The 14,633-nt window shown below is 70.3% G+C and carries 14 protein-coding genes; 10 read left to right on the top strand and 4 right to left on the bottom strand.

The features are described 5' to 3' along the window. Nucleotides 1-6: 6 nt before the first annotated feature. From ABDW61_RS20820 to ABDW61_RS20800, 5 genes are all read left to right on the top strand, one after another. A complete protein-coding gene (locus ABDW61_RS20820) occupies nucleotides 7-990 on the top strand; it encodes a DMT family transporter (protein WP_343641438.1) in 984 nt (327 codons plus the stop codon). A 297-nt stretch (nucleotides 991-1,287) separates the two neighbouring features. Continuing rightward, nucleotides 1,288-2,100, top strand: coding sequence for a PIG-L family deacetylase (locus ABDW61_RS20815; RefSeq protein WP_343641437.1), 813 nt, complete (start codon nucleotides 1,288-1,290; stop codon nucleotides 2,098-2,100). 136 nt (nucleotides 2,101-2,236) lie between these two features. Beyond that, nucleotides 2,237-3,232: a succinylglutamate desuccinylase/aspartoacylase family protein gene (locus tag ABDW61_RS20810; protein ID WP_343641436.1), complete on the top strand. Its 996-nt coding sequence runs from the start codon at nucleotides 2,237-2,239 to the stop codon at nucleotides 3,230-3,232. A gap of 22 nt (nucleotides 3,233-3,254) precedes the next feature. Then, complete coding sequence (locus ABDW61_RS20805) at nucleotides 3,255-3,941, top strand: DsbA family oxidoreductase (protein WP_343641435.1); 687 nt, start codon at nucleotides 3,255-3,257, stop codon at nucleotides 3,939-3,941. Nucleotides 3,942-4,089: 148 nt separating this feature from the next. Then, nucleotides 4,090-5,091 (top strand): recombination-associated protein RdgC, encoded by a 1,002-nt coding sequence (locus ABDW61_RS20800; protein ID WP_343641433.1) that lies wholly within the window; start codon nucleotides 4,090-4,092, stop codon nucleotides 5,089-5,091. Nucleotides 5,092-5,123: 32 nt separating this feature from the next. Here the strand turns inward: ABDW61_RS20800 and ABDW61_RS20795 are convergent, their stop codons facing one another. Then, complete coding sequence (locus ABDW61_RS20795; protein ID WP_343641431.1) at nucleotides 5,124-5,705, bottom strand: methylated-DNA--[protein]-cysteine S-methyltransferase; 582 nt, start codon at nucleotides 5,703-5,705, stop codon at nucleotides 5,124-5,126. A gap of 25 nt (nucleotides 5,706-5,730) precedes the next feature. Then, nucleotides 5,731-6,777, bottom strand: coding sequence for a tRNA dihydrouridine(20/20a) synthase DusA (gene dusA / locus ABDW61_RS20790; RefSeq protein ID WP_343641429.1), 1,047 nt, complete (start codon nucleotides 6,775-6,777; stop codon nucleotides 5,731-5,733). 384 nt (nucleotides 6,778-7,161) lie between these two features. Here dusA and ABDW61_RS20785 point away from each other — a divergent pair, with 384 nt between their 5' ends. From ABDW61_RS20785 to ABDW61_RS20765, 5 genes are all read left to right on the top strand, one after another. Then, a complete protein-coding gene (locus ABDW61_RS20785; protein WP_343641427.1) occupies nucleotides 7,162-7,791 on the top strand; it encodes a hypothetical protein in 630 nt (209 codons plus the stop codon). A 122-nt stretch (nucleotides 7,792-7,913) separates the two neighbouring features. After that, nucleotides 7,914-8,282: a hypothetical protein gene (locus tag ABDW61_RS20780; protein ID WP_343641425.1), complete on the top strand. Its 369-nt coding sequence runs from the start codon at nucleotides 7,914-7,916 to the stop codon at nucleotides 8,280-8,282. Nucleotides 8,283-8,568: 286 nt separating this feature from the next. Further along, entirely contained in the window at nucleotides 8,569-9,273 is a 705-nt protein-coding gene (locus ABDW61_RS20775; protein WP_343641424.1) for a pre-peptidase C-terminal domain-containing protein, read from the top strand. Nucleotides 9,274-9,291: 18 nt separating this feature from the next. After that, the gene (locus tag ABDW61_RS20770) at nucleotides 9,292-11,202 is read left to right on the top strand and encodes a S8 family serine peptidase (protein ID WP_343641423.1); all 1,911 of its coding nucleotides are present in this window, start codon (nucleotides 9,292-9,294) and stop codon (nucleotides 11,200-11,202) included. Between the two features lie 74 nt (nucleotides 11,203-11,276). Next, nucleotides 11,277-13,808 (top strand): penicillin acylase family protein, encoded by a 2,532-nt coding sequence (locus ABDW61_RS20765; RefSeq protein WP_343641421.1) that lies wholly within the window; start codon nucleotides 11,277-11,279, stop codon nucleotides 13,806-13,808. A gap of 21 nt (nucleotides 13,809-13,829) precedes the next feature. Here the strand turns inward: ABDW61_RS20765 and ABDW61_RS20760 are convergent, their stop codons facing one another. Both ABDW61_RS20760 and ABDW61_RS20755 read right to left on the bottom strand, forming a co-directional pair. Beyond that, nucleotides 13,830-13,967 (bottom strand): hypothetical protein, encoded by a 138-nt coding sequence (locus ABDW61_RS20760; RefSeq protein WP_343641419.1) that lies wholly within the window; start codon nucleotides 13,965-13,967, stop codon nucleotides 13,830-13,832. Beyond that, nucleotides 13,964-14,521: a hypothetical protein gene (locus ABDW61_RS20755; RefSeq protein WP_343641417.1), complete on the bottom strand. Its 558-nt coding sequence runs from the start codon at nucleotides 14,519-14,521 to the stop codon at nucleotides 13,964-13,966. Before ABDW61_RS20755 ends, ABDW61_RS20760 begins: the two co-directional genes overlap by 4 nt. Nucleotides 14,522-14,633 lie beyond the last annotated feature (112 nt).

Below are 14,633 nucleotides of genomic sequence, written 5' to 3'. Positions count from 1 at the left end.
CGCACCATGTCCAGCGCCACCACCGATCCGACGCCCGCCGCCCACGAGCATCACGGCCACCAGGGCCACCACGGTCATCATGTGCCGTGGCTCTCCTACCTGAGCCTGGCCGCCAGCACCAGCCTGATCGGCAGCTACGTCGGCCTGTCCAAGCTGCTGGTGCTGGCCTTCCCGGTCTTCCTGCTGGCCTTCCTGCGCTTCGGCATGGCGGCGGTGTTCATGCTGCCGTGGCTGCGGCGCGGCCCGGCGGAGAAGCCGCTCTCCGGCCGGACTCGCTTCCTGCTGTTCCTTGAATCGTTCTTCGGCAACTTCCTGTTCTCGATCTGCCTGCTGTTCGGGATGAAGCACAGCTCGGCCGTCGTGGCCGGCGTGATCATGGCCGGCATCCCGGCGACGGTCGCGCTGATGAGCTGGCTGTTCCTGCGCGAGCGCATCGCGCCGCGGACGCTGCTGGGCATCGCGGCCGCGGTCGGCGGCATCGTGATGGTGGCGCTCGACCGCCATGGCGGCGCCGCGGATCCGCAGCTCGGGCAGACCTCGATCTGGGGGGCGCTGCTGCTGGTCGGCGCGATGTGCTGCGAAGCCAGCTACGTCGTCATCGGCAAGCGGCTGACGGCCGACCTGCCGCCGCGGCGCATCAGCGCGCTGATCAACCTGTGGGGGCTGGTGCTGGTCACGCCGCTGGGGCTGTGGCAGGCCGTCGATTTCGACTTCGGCGCCGTTGCGCCCAAGGACTGGGGGCTGCTGCTGTTCTACGCGATCGCCGCCAGCACCGTCACCGTCTGGCTGTGGATGAAGGGCCTGCAGCACGTCAGCGCCGCCAAGGCCGGCGTGTTCATGGTCTTCCTGCCGGTTTCCACGGCGCTGATCGGCCTGCTCTTCCTCGGCGAGCGGATGAGCGGCACGCAGTTGCTGGCCTACGCGCTGGCGCTGGGCGGTGTCGTGCTGGCGACCTGGCCCGGCAGGCCGGAACGGCTTTCCCGCCCCTGAATCGGCGACACCGGCCCCACGACACCGGTCCGGTTCCGGAATTACACCGGTCTGCATTCAGATTTACTACCAATGTAATACCATTTGGGGATACGGCCCGCTAAGATGGGCTGACCGAACCCGCCCGGACGCTTTGGCTTCCGGGCCGAACCCTCCCCGCCGATGAACGCGAACGCCTCTCCCACGGGCCCCACGCCTGCCTTTCCCACGAGCGCCGGCCCGGCTGCCGGCCAAGCCGTCAGCCAGGCAGATTGGGAAGCCTGGATCGCCAGCTGGTATGCCGTCCTGCAGCAACCCGTGCGTACCGGTGTCAGTCCGTTGGCGGCGCAGCCGGCTGCGGCAGGCGCTGAAACCGCGCAACCTGCGCCGCTGGCCCTGGTCTTCGCCCCGCATCCGGACGACGAGTGCATCGTGGGCGCATTGCCGCTGCGGTTGCGCCAGGAAGCCGGCTGGCGCGTGACCAACATCGCGGTGACGCTGGGCAGCAAGCAGGGCCGGCGCGCCGAGCGCTGGACCGAGGTGGGCGCCGCCTGCGACGTGCTGGATTTCGACCTGCGCCTGCTGGCCGCCGACGGCTTCGAGCAGGTCAAGCCGGAAGCCGCCGCCGCGCGGACGCCGCAATGGCAGGAACAGGTGAGACTGGTCGCCGAACTGCTGGCGGCGGAAAAGCCGGCGCTGATCCTGGCGCCGCACGCGGGCGATGGCATTCCGACCCACATCGGGGTGCACCTGCTGGTCACCGAGGCGCTGATCCAGGCGCGGATCGCCACCGTCGTCGCCCACACCGAGTTCTGGGCGACGCAGCCGTCGCCGACCACGCTGATCGAGACCGGCCAGCGCGACACCGCGCGCCTGGTGCGCGCGCTGGCCTGCCACCAGGGCGAGATCGCGCGCAATCCGTATCACCTGCGCCTGCCGGCCTGGATGGCCGACAACGTGCGCCGCGGCGGCGAGCTGCTCGCCGGCGCGGGCGAGGCGCCGCCCGATTTCGCCTTCGGCACGCTGTACCGGCTCACGCGCTGGGCTGACGGCGCCCCCGCCGGCGATCTGCCGAGCACGCACTGGTCCTGCGACACGCCGCTGGACGCGAAGGCGCTGCTCGGCGGCTGAGCGCCGCCCGCACCTGCAACCTGAACTCATCGCCGGCCGCGATTCCGGCATGCGCGGCGCGCACGCGGGCGCTCGCGGGCACACGCGGCGGGCCTATGCTCGGCGTTTCCCCTTTTCGAGCCCCCTCCCTCACGCCATGAGCGACGCCCGCACCGATCACCCGACCCATCTCCGCGTTCATCAGTTCGCCGGCCTGAAACCGGGTCCGAAGCTGCTGGTGACGGCCGCCGTGCACGGCAACGAGGTCGCCGGCGTCGGCGCGATCGAGCGCGTCATGCGGATGCTCGACGAGGGCCGGCTCACGCTGCTCAAGGGCACGCTGACGATGATCCCCATCGTCAATCCGCTGGCGCACCGGCTGCAGCGCCGTGAGGGCGAGCGCAACCTGAACCGCAACCTGCGCGTCAATCCGATTCCGCAGGACTTCGAGGATCGCGTCGCCAACCGCCTGTGCCCGTGGATCGCCGCCAGCGACGTGCTGCTGGACCTGCACAGCTTCAACAACCCGGGACCGGCCTTCGCGATGATGGGCCCGCGCGACAACGACGGCGAGCTCGAGCCCTTCCGCCACCAGGCCGCCGAGACCGCGCTGGCGCTGGCGGTGGGCACCTCGCGCATCGTCGAGGGCTGGCTGTCGACGTATGCGCTGGGCCTGAAGCGCCGCGCCGAGAAGGCCGCCGACGGCTCGCGCCGCATGGCGCTGCAGCAGGATCCGCATTACGGCGTCGGCACCACCGAGTACATGCGCAGCACCGGCGGCTACTGCATCACGCTGGAATGCGGCCAGCACGCGGATCCGCAGGGGCCGGAGGTCGCCTTCAAGGCGATCCTGCGCACGCTGGTGCTGCTGGGCATGATCGCGCCGGCGGGCATCGAGCTCGCCGATCCGAAGCGCCCGGTGGAAGTGCTGCAGCTGTACGAGGTCATCGACCGCGAGAGCGTCGACGACCGTTTCGAGCGCACCTGGGCCAGTTTCGACGCCGTCGCTGCGGGTGAGCGCATCGGCACGCGCGCCGACGGCACGCCCGTGCTGGCGCCCTTTGCTGGACGCATCGTCTTCCCCAACAACAACGCCGAGCCCGGCCACGAGTGGTTCTACCTGGCAAAGCCCAGCGACCGCGTGTTGACTTGAGCTTGTGGCTAGAGTCGCGGGCATGAACGACACCCCTGCCTCCGCCCGTCCGCTGCAGCCGCTGCGCATTGATTTCGTCTCGGACGTCGCGTGCCCCTGGTGCGCGGTGGGCCTGAAGTCGCTGGAAACGGCGCTGGCCCGTCTGCCGGACGTGCCGGTGGACATCCATTTCCAGCCCTTCGAGCTCAACCCGCAGATGGCGCCCGAAGGCGAGGACATCGAAGAGCATCTGACGCGCAAGTACGGCTCGACGCCCGAGCAGCGCAAGGACATCCGCGCGCATCTGCGCCAGCGCGGCGCCGATGTCGGTTTCACCTTCACCGAGGGCGCGCGCAGCCGCGTCTGGAACACCTTCGACGCCCATCGCCTGCTGCACTGGGCCGGGCTGCAGTCGCCCAAGGCGCAGCACGACCTGAAGCTGGCGCTGCTGACGGCGTATCACACGCATGGCAGAAACCCGGGCGAGCGCGAGACACTGCTGGCCGCGGTGCGCGAGATCGGCCTGGACGCGGCCGAAGCGGCGCGCGTCTTCGACAGCGGCGACTACACCGATGACGTGCGCGACGCCGAGTCGCTGTGGCTGACGCGCGGCATCAACTCGGTGCCGGCGGTCGTGATCAACGAGAAATACCTGATCCAGGGCGGCCAGCCGCCCGAGGCCTTCGAGCAGGCGCTGCGCCAGATCGCCGCCGAATCCGCTCAGGCCTGAACGCGCAAGCGGGTTGATCCGGTGGCCGGAGCGGCCGCCGGAACTGAGACAATCGCCCATCGTTTGAACGGGGCCACGCGTCGTCCGCGTGGCCCCGTCGTCATTCCTGGCGCCCTGGCGCGCCGTCCTTGCCTGCCGTAGTTCCGAGATGTTCAAGAACCTGATCGTTTACCGCCTGTCCAACGACTGGCAGCCCCATGTGGAAAAGCTCGAGGACGCGCTCGAGCAGGAGCGTTTCAAGCCGTGCGGCGCGACCGAGGCGCTGTCGGCCGGCTGGGTGCCGCCGCGCGGCGAGCCCGGCGCCCGCTTGCTGGAGGAGATCGATGGCCATTGGCTGCTGAGCCTGCGCATGGAGAAGCGCGTGCTGCCGGGATCGGTGGTGCGCGAGCGGGTCGAGGAGATGGTCGAGCAGATCGAGCACGAGACCGGCCGGCGTCCCGGCAAGAAGCAGCAGCGCGACATGAAGGACCAGGCCACGCTGGAACTGCTGCCGCGCGCGTTCACGCTGCAATCGCACCTGCGGGTGTGGATCTCGCCGAAGCAGGGCTTCCTGATGGTGGACGCGGGCTCGATCGGCAAGGCGGATGAGCTGATCACGCTGCTGGTGAAGGCGGATTCGTCGATCAACCTGCACCTGCTGCAAAGCGCCGAATCGCCGGCGGCGTGCATGGCGGCGTGGCTGATGGATGGCGTGCCGCCGAAGGATTTCATCATCGACCGCGACTGCGAGCTGAAGGCGGCCGACGAGATGAAGGCGGCGGTGCGCTATGCGCGTCACAACCTGGACACCGACGAGGTGAAGGCGCATCTGACCAGCGGCAAGATGCCGACGCGGCTGGCGATGACGTGGAAGGAGCGGGTGTCGTTCACGCTGACGGACACGATGCAGATCAAGGGCATCAAGTTCCTGGACGTGGTCTTCGACGGGCGGGACAAGCCGGCCAAGGATGAGGCGTTCGATGTGGACGCGGCGCTGGCGACGGGCGAGCTGGCGCAGTTGATTCCCGACCTGATCGAGGGATTGGGCGGGGAACTGGACTTCATCGGGCAGTCGGCCAAGATCGCGGCGGAACATGCGCCGAAGGCCGCGCCGGCGGCTTCGCCGGCGAAGGACGAGGATCTCGCGACCGAGGCGGCGCCCTGGGATTGAGGGGCGCCACGAGCCCCTGGCCCTCAGCCCGCTCAGAACAGATCCTGCTGCTCCCCCACCTGCTGGCCTGTCGCGCGCGCCTCGATGGCAAGGATCTTGAGCTTCGTGACGACGCCGCCCGCGGCCGAGAAGCCCGTGAGGTTGGCCGCCTTGCCCGCGGCCGGCGCTCCCATCACGCGATGGCAAGGCACGATCGGCGCGAACGGGTTATGCCCCTCCGCGCGGCCCACCGCGCGCGCCGCGCCCGGATGCCCCAGCCGCGCGGCCACTTCCCCGTAAGTCAGCGTCTGCCCGACCGGAATGCGCCGCGTCAGCGCGAGCACCTCCCGATCGAAGGCCGGCACCGCGCTGTCATCCAGCTGCACCTCGAGCAGATCCCGCGTCTGCCCTTCAAGCAGCGCCCGCACGCCCTCGCAGGCGTGTCTCACCGCCTCCGGCAGACGCTCGAACGCTGTCTCCTCGCGCGCCGCGGGGAATCTCACCCACATCCGATCGCGCGTCATCGACGGCGTCTCTTCCGGCAACTGCGATCCCACGATGCCGCGCTCGGTCCACGCGATGCCGCAGTGGCCGAGCACCGTCGGGTAGCAATGGAAGAAGACCTGCGGCGCCATCGCGCGATGCTCCTCGCCGGCGCCGTCAGCCGCTGACAGGAGCCTGCGCCGCCGGCTCCTGGAACGCCGGATGCTGCCGCGCGATCTCCGCGGCCTGCACCCGGGCCTCGGTGGCGAGCTTCGCGACCTCGCGCGGCGCCATCGCCTTGAGCTTGTGATCCGACCACACCTGCCGCCAGCGGCGCGCGCCCGGCAGTCCGTTCCACAGCCCCAGCGCATGCCGCATCGCCTGCGGCCACGGCCGGCCCAGCGCCACCTGCCGGTCCAGGTAATCGAGCCACTGCGCTTCGACCTCCTCCCGGCTCGTCACACGCGGCGCCGCCTCGCCAAAGAACCGCTGGTCCCACTGCGCCATCTGCCAGGGCTCGTGATAGGCCTGGCGCCCGATCATCACGCCGTCGACATGCTGGAGCTGCTCCGCGATCTCCTCATCCGCCTTGAGCCCGCCATTGATCGCGATGGTGAGATGGGGGAACTCGCGCTTGAGCTGGTGGACCAGCTCATACCGCAGCGGTGGAATGTCCCGGTTCTCCTTCGGCGACAGCCCCTGCAGCCAGGCGTTGCGCGCGTGCACGATGAAGACCTCGCAGCCCGCCTCGGCCACCTGGCCGACGAAATCGCGCACGAACTCGTAGCGCTCGATCCGGTCGATGCCGATGCGGTGCTTGACCGTCACCGGGATCGCGACCGCGTCCCGCATCGCCTTGACGCCATCGGCCACCAGCCCCGGCTCCGCCATCAGGCAGGCGCCGAAGGCGCCGCGCTGGACGCGCTCGCTGGGGCAGCCGCAGTTCAGGTTGACCTCGTCATAGCCCCACTGCTCCGCCAGCTTGGCGCAGGCGGCGAGATCGGCCGGCTCCGAGCCGCCCAGCTGCAGCGCGACCGGATGCTCCTCGGCGTTGAAGTCCAGGTGGCGCGGCTTGTCGCCGTGGAGGATCGCGCCGGTGGTGACCATCTCGGTGTACAGCAGCGTGTGGCGGGTCAGCAGCCGGTGCAGGAAACGGCAATCCGCGGTGGTCCAGTCGAGCATCGGCGCGACGGACAGCCGCCAGGGGGAGAACTTCGGGGACATAGGGCGCGGATTATCCGCCGTGTGTCGATTTGCGTCGGCGGCGCGAGCGCAGCGCCTCGCGAACGCGCGTACGTCGTACCATGCCGACCGCTCATGTTCCCGCCCTTCCGCCGTTCCCGAGGTCTCCCGCCGATGCGCGGTCCGGTCATTGCGCTGATGACCGCGGCCGGACTCGCACTGGCCGGCGCATCCCCGGCAGCGCAGGCGGCTCAAGACAAGTCCCCCCGGAAGGCGGCCCCCTCCACCGCGCCGAAAGCCCCAAAGGGAGGGAAGGCCGCGAAGGCCGCGAAGGCCAAGGCCGGAACGGCCGCCAAGCCAGTCGGCAAAGCGAGGCCGGCAGCCCCGGCGCAGCCCCCCTCCACCGCAAGCGCCCCTTCCGCCGCCATGAGGACCGAAGCCGCCGACATCGACGAGCTCCGCCGGCGGCTCGCCGCGAAGTCCGTGCAGCTGGCGCGCCGCGCCGAGGTCGACGACGTCGCGATCGAGGTCTGGTCGAGCGCGGCCCCCCGCAAGTACTACGTCGCCGTGTCGCAGCAAGGCGCCGTGCGGCGCACGCTCACCACCAGCGACGAGTCGCTCGCCTGGCAGCACTTCGACAGCTTCCGGCGCATGGCCGCCGCCGGCGAGGTGGGCCGGCCCGTCCTGCTCGGCCGCATGACCGACGACCTGCCCGCCGCGACGCCGGCGCCGTCCGTGCTGCCCTCCGAGGCGCTGCTGCTCCCTGCCGTGCCGATGACGCCGCTGTCCGACGGCCCCGACCTGCGCTTCTTCGGCAGCGCGGTGGAGACCGTGCGCCGCCAGCGCATCGGCGAGGACGTCGTGCGCCTGGTCTGGAGCAGCGAGACCCAGGAGTTCTTCGCGGCGCTCACCCGCCACGCGACCGTCGTGATGATGGTGCGCAGCCGCGACGCCGCCGACGCCGACCGCGCCTTCGAACAGCTGGTGCGCCAGGCCGAGGCCCGCGCCTCGCTGCGGCTGGAGCCGGCCGCGTCCACGCCGCTGCCAACCCGCTAGCCCTCCCGCCAGCTCCTCCCGCCAGCTCCTCCCGCCGGTCTCTCAATTCGCGGCCCTGTCCTACAGACAGCCCGCGCCAACGCGCGAAGACTTGGGGTATCGCAGTCCCGCGAGGAGCCGCCATGAAGCGCCTCAGCAAGATGACGCTGCTCGCCGCGAGCATGACCGCCGCCGCCGCCGCCGCGGCCATCGCCCAGACGCCGGAGGCGCCCGCCGCTTCGAGCGCGAGCCGGCGCCAGTCCGGCACCGTCGGTCCGCCGATTGACGCCGGTCAGTTGAACGCGGCGCCCGCCGCACCGGCCCAGCCCCCACGCCAGACCCCCGCCCCTGCCGCGCAGACGCCGCCAGAACCGGCCGGGCCTACCGCGGTGGAGCAGGACATCCCGCCTCCCCGCCCGGCCTCCGGTCCGGCCAGCCGCAAGGCCAGTGGCCGCGTGACCGACGCGGCGGACTCGCCGCCCGGGCGCGCGCTGCGAGCGGACAGGAACTGAGCCCGTGCGTCCGGCTCCGGCGCGCGCTTCCCGCGCGTAAACCCGGAGTCGGCCCGCTTTACACCCCGCGTTCGCGGGATTGCCTTCGCGCCTCGCCGTACAGCGCACGGCTCTCTCCCCCTCCCCGCGAAACCAATGGCCATCGGCCTTTCCGGCCACGCCCCCTGACGCCGGGACAGCCCGGACAACACCTGGCACATCTCCTGCAAACAGATGATGTGTGCAGTACCGCACCGAGCGCGGTTGCCCGAGTGCGTTGTGTCCGTTCGATCAAGGGAGCTCCACGATGTTCACAAGAATCAAGCGCTTCAAGCACGGCTGGCTGCCGGTCGCGGCCCTGGCCCTGGGCGCGGCAACGTCCGCGCAGGCCGCCGCGGTCTTTCTCGAGGGCGGCACCGATGCCGGCGAATCCCTCACCACCGCGACCACCGTCACCGGCGCCGGTTCTGTCGACGCGATCCGCGGCACGCTGGACGGCGGCGCCGACCTGTTCGCCGTCTACCTCACCGCGGGCACCGCCTTCTCGGCCACGACGACCGCCTCGGGCTTCCCGTACAACTTCTTCGACACCGTGCTCTACCTGTTCGACGCTGCCGGCAAGGGCCTGATCGCCAATGACGACGACGGCAACGCCGGCGGCTCGCAGTCGACGCTGAGCGGCTACATCCCCACCGTCAGCGGCCTGTACTACCTGGCCATCACCGGCGCGAGCTACACCCCGGTGAGCGGCGGCGCGGCCATCTTCCCGTCGCTGCTGGGCCAGCCGGGCAACGTCGCGGCCAATCCCGGCGCAGGCGCGCTGAGCGGCTGGAACAGCCTCACCAGCGAATCCGGCGACTACGAGATCGTCCTGACCGGCGCCAGCGCGGCCGCCTCCGACGTGCCCGAGCCCGGCAGCCTGCTGCTGGTCGGCGCGGCGCTGGGCGCCGCCGGCCTGATCCGCCGCCGCAAGAGCGCCGCCGCGCCCGCCGCCGCCTCCGTCAACGCCTGACCCCGCAGGAGCCGCTTCATGACGACTTCCCATCGCCCGTCCTTCCCGCGCCTGCGCGCTCTCACCGCGCTGGTCGCGCTCGCCGCCTGCGGCGCCGCCCAGGCCCAGCACGCCCGGCTCGACGGCCCGCTGTCCGACCTCGTCGACAAGCAGTCGCGCCGCGCCGCGCGCAGCCTGAACGTCGCACCCAGCGCCATCCAGGCCAACCACCGCGCCATGACCGATGCCCAGGGGCGCGTGCTCGTGGACATCTACCTGCAGCCGGGCGCCTCGCTGGCCGGCATGCGCGCCTCGTTGACCGCCGCCGGCGCCCGCATCACCGGCGTGAACGCGGCCTTCGGCAGCGGCGCGATCTCCGCCTACGTGCCGCCCGCGACGCTGAGCACGCTCGCCGCCACCAGCGGCCTGCACCTGATGAAGATGACCCACCGGCCGCAGCGCAACGTCGGCGCCGTGACCTCGCAGGGCGCGCCGGTGATGCGCAGCAACGTCGCCAACGCCTCGGGCTGGACCGGCGCGGGCATCACCGTCGGCGTGCTCTCCGACTCCTACGACGGCTCCCCGCTGAGCTTCACCACCATTCGCGCCGCCGATGACATCGCCTCCGGCGACCTGCGTCCGCCCAAGCTCGTCATCGACCTGCCGCCCGACAGCAGCCTGGCCGACGAGGGCCGCGCGATGATGCAGATCGTCCAGGACGTCGCGCCGCAGGCCGACCAGTGCTTCGCCACCGCCTTCGCCGGCGAGGCCGCCTTCGCCGACAACATCCGCCGCCTGCGCACCGACCCGGCCTGCCGCGCCGACGTGATCGTCGATGACGTGTTCTATTACGACGAACCTTTCTTCTCCGACGGCCAGGTCGCCCAGGCGGTGACGGACGTCGTGACCAGCACCACGCTGCCCGGCAAGCCGGTCTCGTACTTCTCGTCCGCGGGCAACCAGGGCGCGTCGGGTGGCGGCGGCTCGATCGACATCCCCGCCGCGACCTTCTCGACGACGCCCACCAACCTGGGCAACGTCAACCTGGCCTCGGTGCTGGCCTGCGAGGGCTCGCCCACCACGGGCGGCACGGCGGCCGATGTCGGCGGCGGCTTCCTGGACTTCGGCGGCGGCGTGTTCGCGCTGCCGGTGACCTACAACGCCGCCGGCTCCACGCTGCTGCTGCAGTGGGACGACCTCTTCTATCAGGGCAAGGTCACCACCGACCTGAACTTCTACCTGATCGACGCCACCGGCACCTGCGTCTTCACCTTCGCCGACGACAACTTCGCGGTCGACAACGGCACCGAGGTCGTGAGCCTGTCCGGCGGCCCCTCGGGCAACTACCGGATCATGATCGGCCGCACCAGCGCCGGCACGCACCAGGCTTCGCGCGTGCGCATCGCCAACCTCGACGGCTGGGGCGGCAACGCCTTCCGCGTGCGCACCAGCCCGATCACCTTCGGCCACAGCGCCGCGGCCGCCGCCAACAGCGTCGCCGCCTACCGCTACACCTTCCCGGCCACGCAGCAGAGCCCGTTCATCCCCGCGTTCGAGAGCTTCTCCAGCCCCGGCCCGGTGACCATCGCCTTCGACGCCGCCGGCAACCGCCTGCCGGTGGCCGAGACGCGCAAGAAGCCCGACATCGCCGCGCCCGATGGCGGCAACACGACCTTCTTCTACAAGAACTCGGATTACGAGGGCGACGGCTTCAACAACTTCTTCGGCACCAGTGCCGCCGCGCCGCATGCGGCCGGCGTGGCCGCGCTGATGCTGCAGAAGGCCGGCGGTCCCGGCACGCTGACGCCCAAGCAGGTCAAGAGCATCCTGCAGGGCACGCCGGCGGCGCGCGTCATCCCCTACTCGGGCGGCGCGGCGGTCAAGGGCTGGAGCGTCTATGACGGCTTCGGCCTGATCGACGCGGTCAACGCGCTGAACAAGCTGCCCTGACCCTCGCGGGCCCGGTCGCCCTATGCTGGTGGCGGCTCGAGCGATCGGGCCGCCACTCGTTTCAGGGAGACAACATGCGACTTTCGATCCGACGCGGCCGCGGGCCGCTCGTTGCGCTGGCGCTTGGAGGCGCCGCGCTGCTCGCCGCCTGTGGCGGCGATGACGACAACGGCAGCGGCGGCCCGACGCCGCCCGATGCCGCCTACTCGGCCGAGATCCGCCGCACCGCGATGGGCGTGCCGCACATCAAGGCGGCCAACTGGGGCGGCGCCGGCTACGGTTACGGTTACGCGCAGGCGCAGGACGACCTGTGCACCCTCGCCAACTCGATGCTGACCTTCCGCGGCGAGCGCTCGCGCTACTTCGGCGCCGATGCGCGGATTCCGTTCCAGGGCACGATCGGCCAGCCAAAGAACATCGACTCGGACTTCTATCACCGGCATGTCCTGAACGACGCGGTGCTGCAGCGGCTGATCGCCGCGCAACCGGACAAGCTCAAGCAGCTCGTCGCCGGCTATGCCGCGGGCTACAACCGCTACCTGCGCGACCTGAAGGCGGGCGCCGATCCCGCAGCCCATGCGGCCTGCCGCGCCGAGGCCTGGGTCGTGCCGATCTCGGACATCGACGTCTTCCGGCGCATGTACGCCGCGCACTTCGCGGCGGGCTACAGCAACTTCCTGCCGCAGATCGCCAACGCGGCGCCGCCCGCGGCCGCGAGCCCGTCGGCGGCCCCTCCCCGTGCCGGGGCCGCCCGCGCCCGGTCCGCCGGCGCGCCGCTGCGCGTGGCGATCGACGCGTCGCGTCTGCCGGCCTTCCAGGTCGGCGGCCGCGATGGCGTGGGCAGCAACATGATCGGCTTCGGCACCGCGGCCACCGGCGACGGCAGTCCGCTGCTGTTCGGGAATCCGCACTGGTACTGGCGCGGCCCCGACCGCTTCTACCAGGCGCAGCTCACCATTCCGGGCGAACTCAACGTCGCCGGCACCTCCTTCCTGGGGGTGCCGGTGATCCAGATCGGCTACACCGACAACATCGCCTGGAGTCACACCGTCTCGACGGCGCGGCGCTTCGGACTGTTCCAGCTTTCGCTCGCGCCGGGCGACCCCACCAGCTATCTGCGTGATGGCGCGATCGTGAAGATGACCGCGCGCAGCATCACCGTGCAGGTGCTGCAAGGCGACGGCAGTGTCACGCCGGTCACGCGCACGCTCTACGAGTCTCAATACGGACCGATGGTGACGCTGGCGGCGGTCAATCCGGCGCTGGGCTGGAACACGAACACCGCGTTCGCGATCCGCGACATCAACGCCGAGAACTTCCGCGTCTTCCGCGTCTGGCTGCGCTGGAGCCAGGCGACGACGCTGGACGACGTGGCCCGCATCCAGCGCGAAGAGGCGTCCATTCCGTGGGTCAACACCGTCGCGGTCGCTCGCGGCGGCAACCAGGCCTGGTACGCCGACATCGGCGCGGTGCCCAACGTGTCCAGCGCGCAGCTGATGAACTGCGCCACGCCGCTGACGGCGGCGCTCTCGGCCGCGCTGCCGCGCGCGCCCGTCCTGGACGGCTCCAAGAGCAGCTGCGACTGGCAGACCGACCTCGACTCGGTGCAGCCCGGCGCGATCGGTCCCTCGCGGATGCCGGGCCTGCTGCGCGACGACTACGTGCTCAACAGCAACGACAGCTACTGGCTGCCCAACACCGCCTCGCCGCTGACCGGCTATCCGGACATCCTCGGCCCGGCGGGCACGGCCTCGCTCAGCTTCCGCACGCGGCTCGCGCACACGCTGGTGCAGGGCCGGCTGGCGGGCACCGACGGCTACGCCGGGAACAAGGCCACCAGCGAGACGGTGCGGGCGATGGTGCTCAACAGCCGCGCGTTCACCGCCGAGCTGTTCAAGGACCAGGCCTACGCGATGCTGTGCGCGCCGGCTTCGGTCATCGACGTGACCGGCGACCTGCTCACCGGCGAGACCTTCAACCCGGCCAGGAGCGTCGATCCCGCGCAGGCTTGCGCGACGCTGCAGGCCTGGGATGGGAAGGGGCTGATCGCGTCGCGCGGCGCGCATCTGTGGGACGAGTTCTGGAGCCGCGCCTCGCTGGTGGCGGAGTCCTCGCTGTACCAGGTGCGCTTCGATCCGGCCGATCCGATCGGCACACCGCGCGTGCTGAACGTGGCGGCGACGGGCACGCTGAAGCAGGCCTTCGGCGCGGCGATCCTGCGCGTGCAGGCCAGCGGCTTCGCGCTGGACGCCACGCGCGGCGAGACGCTGTTCGCCGTCCGCGGCAGCGAGAAGATCCCGATGTACGGGGGCTGCGGCGCGCAGGGCTACTACACGGTGGCCTGCGCGCTGTCGCGGCTGGACCAGGGTGGCTACCAGCTCGACACCGCCACCAGCGCCAACAGCTACATGCAGGTGGTGCGCTTCCCATCGGAGGGCGTCGAGGCCTACACCTTCCTGACCTTCTCGCTGTCCGACGATCCGGCCTCGGCGCATTACGCCGACTACACCCGCGCCTACAGCGCGGGGCAGTGGCAGAAGATGCCGTTCTCCGAAGGGGATATCGCGAAGGATCCAGGCTTCAGCACGAAGACGATCAGCGAGTGAGCAAATGGCGCGCGACGCCTGTCAGGGCGTGTCTCCGCATTCCCGGAACAGGTCCCGCGCGTCAGCGAGTTGGCGCTTCATTTCCTTGCGACTCACGTCACCCCTGAGCCTGGACTGTTGCTCGGCCAGCACTTTCAAGTCGTCGGGCTTGGCTGTCATCCATCCACTCCGTCCGTCGTGTTGTCGCGCAGCGAGCCGCAGGTTGGGCAGGAATCTTCCCCGTCCTCCTCGTCGTCACCGTCTTCTCCCTCCATGAAGCAGAACACAAAGCCTTCATAGGGAACGCCAAGGTCGATCGCGCGTCGGTCCAGCTCTCGCGTCAGTGCCACCGCCTGCATCGGCGTCGCGTCAATGCTCAGTTCAATGAAGACGCTGGGCGACAAATCCTCATGACGCAGGCAAGTGAGCCGTATCTCGCCCCGACATATCGTCACGCCATGACGTCGCAGCACCTCGGCTGCCAGTTGGAGGTGAAGCAGGACGTCCGTGCAGCGTGTCCCCCAATACTGGAAGCACCGTCGAACTTCATCTGGCAACGCGCCCCAGTCCATAGGTTGACCGCCCAAGTCTGCCCTTCGTTCCGAAGCGGCCCCGAAAAGCGTTTCGGGATATCGGAACAGGTGTACCAAGGGCCGTAACCCCTGCATCGGCGCTTCATCGATCGCGACCCGCCCAACCCTTTCCTGCGGAAGTTCCTCTGCAATAAACGCCATCGCTTCGCTCCTTCTCAACTGCTGTTCATCGAGTCCATGACCCGAAGGCATGCAGTGTCGAAGCGAATTGGCGTTTGTCGATTCCCTCCAAGGGGCGTCGCGATGGGGGTTA

It is taken from the genome of Roseateles sp. (assembly GCF_039595595.1).
Classification (GTDB): Bacteria; Pseudomonadota; Gammaproteobacteria; order Burkholderiales; family Burkholderiaceae_C; genus Roseateles.
The sequence above is the reverse complement of the archived record's forward strand: the minus strand, read 5'-3'. Positions and strand labels throughout refer to the sequence as shown.

What these genes read in the sequence shown, in the direction of transcription:
- ABDW61_RS20820 (WP_343641438.1), top strand. Translation starts at nt 7, where the DNA reads ATGTCCAGCGCCACCACCGATCCGACGCCCGCCGCCCACGAGCATCAC.
- ABDW61_RS20810 (WP_343641436.1), top strand. Translation starts at nt 2,237, where the DNA reads ATGAGCGACGCCCGCACCGATCACCCGACCCATCTCCGCGTTCATCAG.
- ABDW61_RS20805 (WP_343641435.1), top strand. Translation starts at nt 3,255, where the DNA reads ATGAACGACACCCCTGCCTCCGCCCGTCCGCTGCAGCCGCTGCGCATT.
- ABDW61_RS20800 (WP_343641433.1), top strand. Translation starts at nt 4,090, where the DNA reads ATGTTCAAGAACCTGATCGTTTACCGCCTGTCCAACGACTGGCAGCCC.
- ABDW61_RS20795 (WP_343641431.1), bottom strand. Translation starts at nt 5,705, where the DNA reads ATGGCGCCGCAGGTCTTCTTCCATTGCTACCCGACGGTGCTCGGCCAC.
- dusA (WP_343641429.1), bottom strand. Translation starts at nt 6,777, where the DNA reads ATGTCCCCGAAGTTCTCCCCCTGGCGGCTGTCCGTCGCGCCGATGCTC.
- ABDW61_RS20785 (WP_343641427.1), top strand. Translation starts at nt 7,162, where the DNA reads ATGAGGACCGAAGCCGCCGACATCGACGAGCTCCGCCGGCGGCTCGCC.
- ABDW61_RS20780 (WP_343641425.1), top strand. Translation starts at nt 7,914, where the DNA reads ATGAAGCGCCTCAGCAAGATGACGCTGCTCGCCGCGAGCATGACCGCC.
- ABDW61_RS20775 (WP_343641424.1), top strand. Translation starts at nt 8,569, where the DNA reads ATGTTCACAAGAATCAAGCGCTTCAAGCACGGCTGGCTGCCGGTCGCG.
- ABDW61_RS20770 (WP_343641423.1), top strand. Translation starts at nt 9,292, where the DNA reads ATGACGACTTCCCATCGCCCGTCCTTCCCGCGCCTGCGCGCTCTCACC.
- ABDW61_RS20765 (WP_343641421.1), top strand. Translation starts at nt 11,277, where the DNA reads ATGCGACTTTCGATCCGACGCGGCCGCGGGCCGCTCGTTGCGCTGGCG.
- ABDW61_RS20760 (WP_343641419.1), bottom strand. Translation starts at nt 13,967, where the DNA reads ATGACAGCCAAGCCCGACGACTTGAAAGTGCTGGCCGAGCAACAGTCC.
- ABDW61_RS20755 (WP_343641417.1), bottom strand. Translation starts at nt 14,521, where the DNA reads ATGGCGTTTATTGCAGAGGAACTTCCGCAGGAAAGGGTTGGGCGGGTC.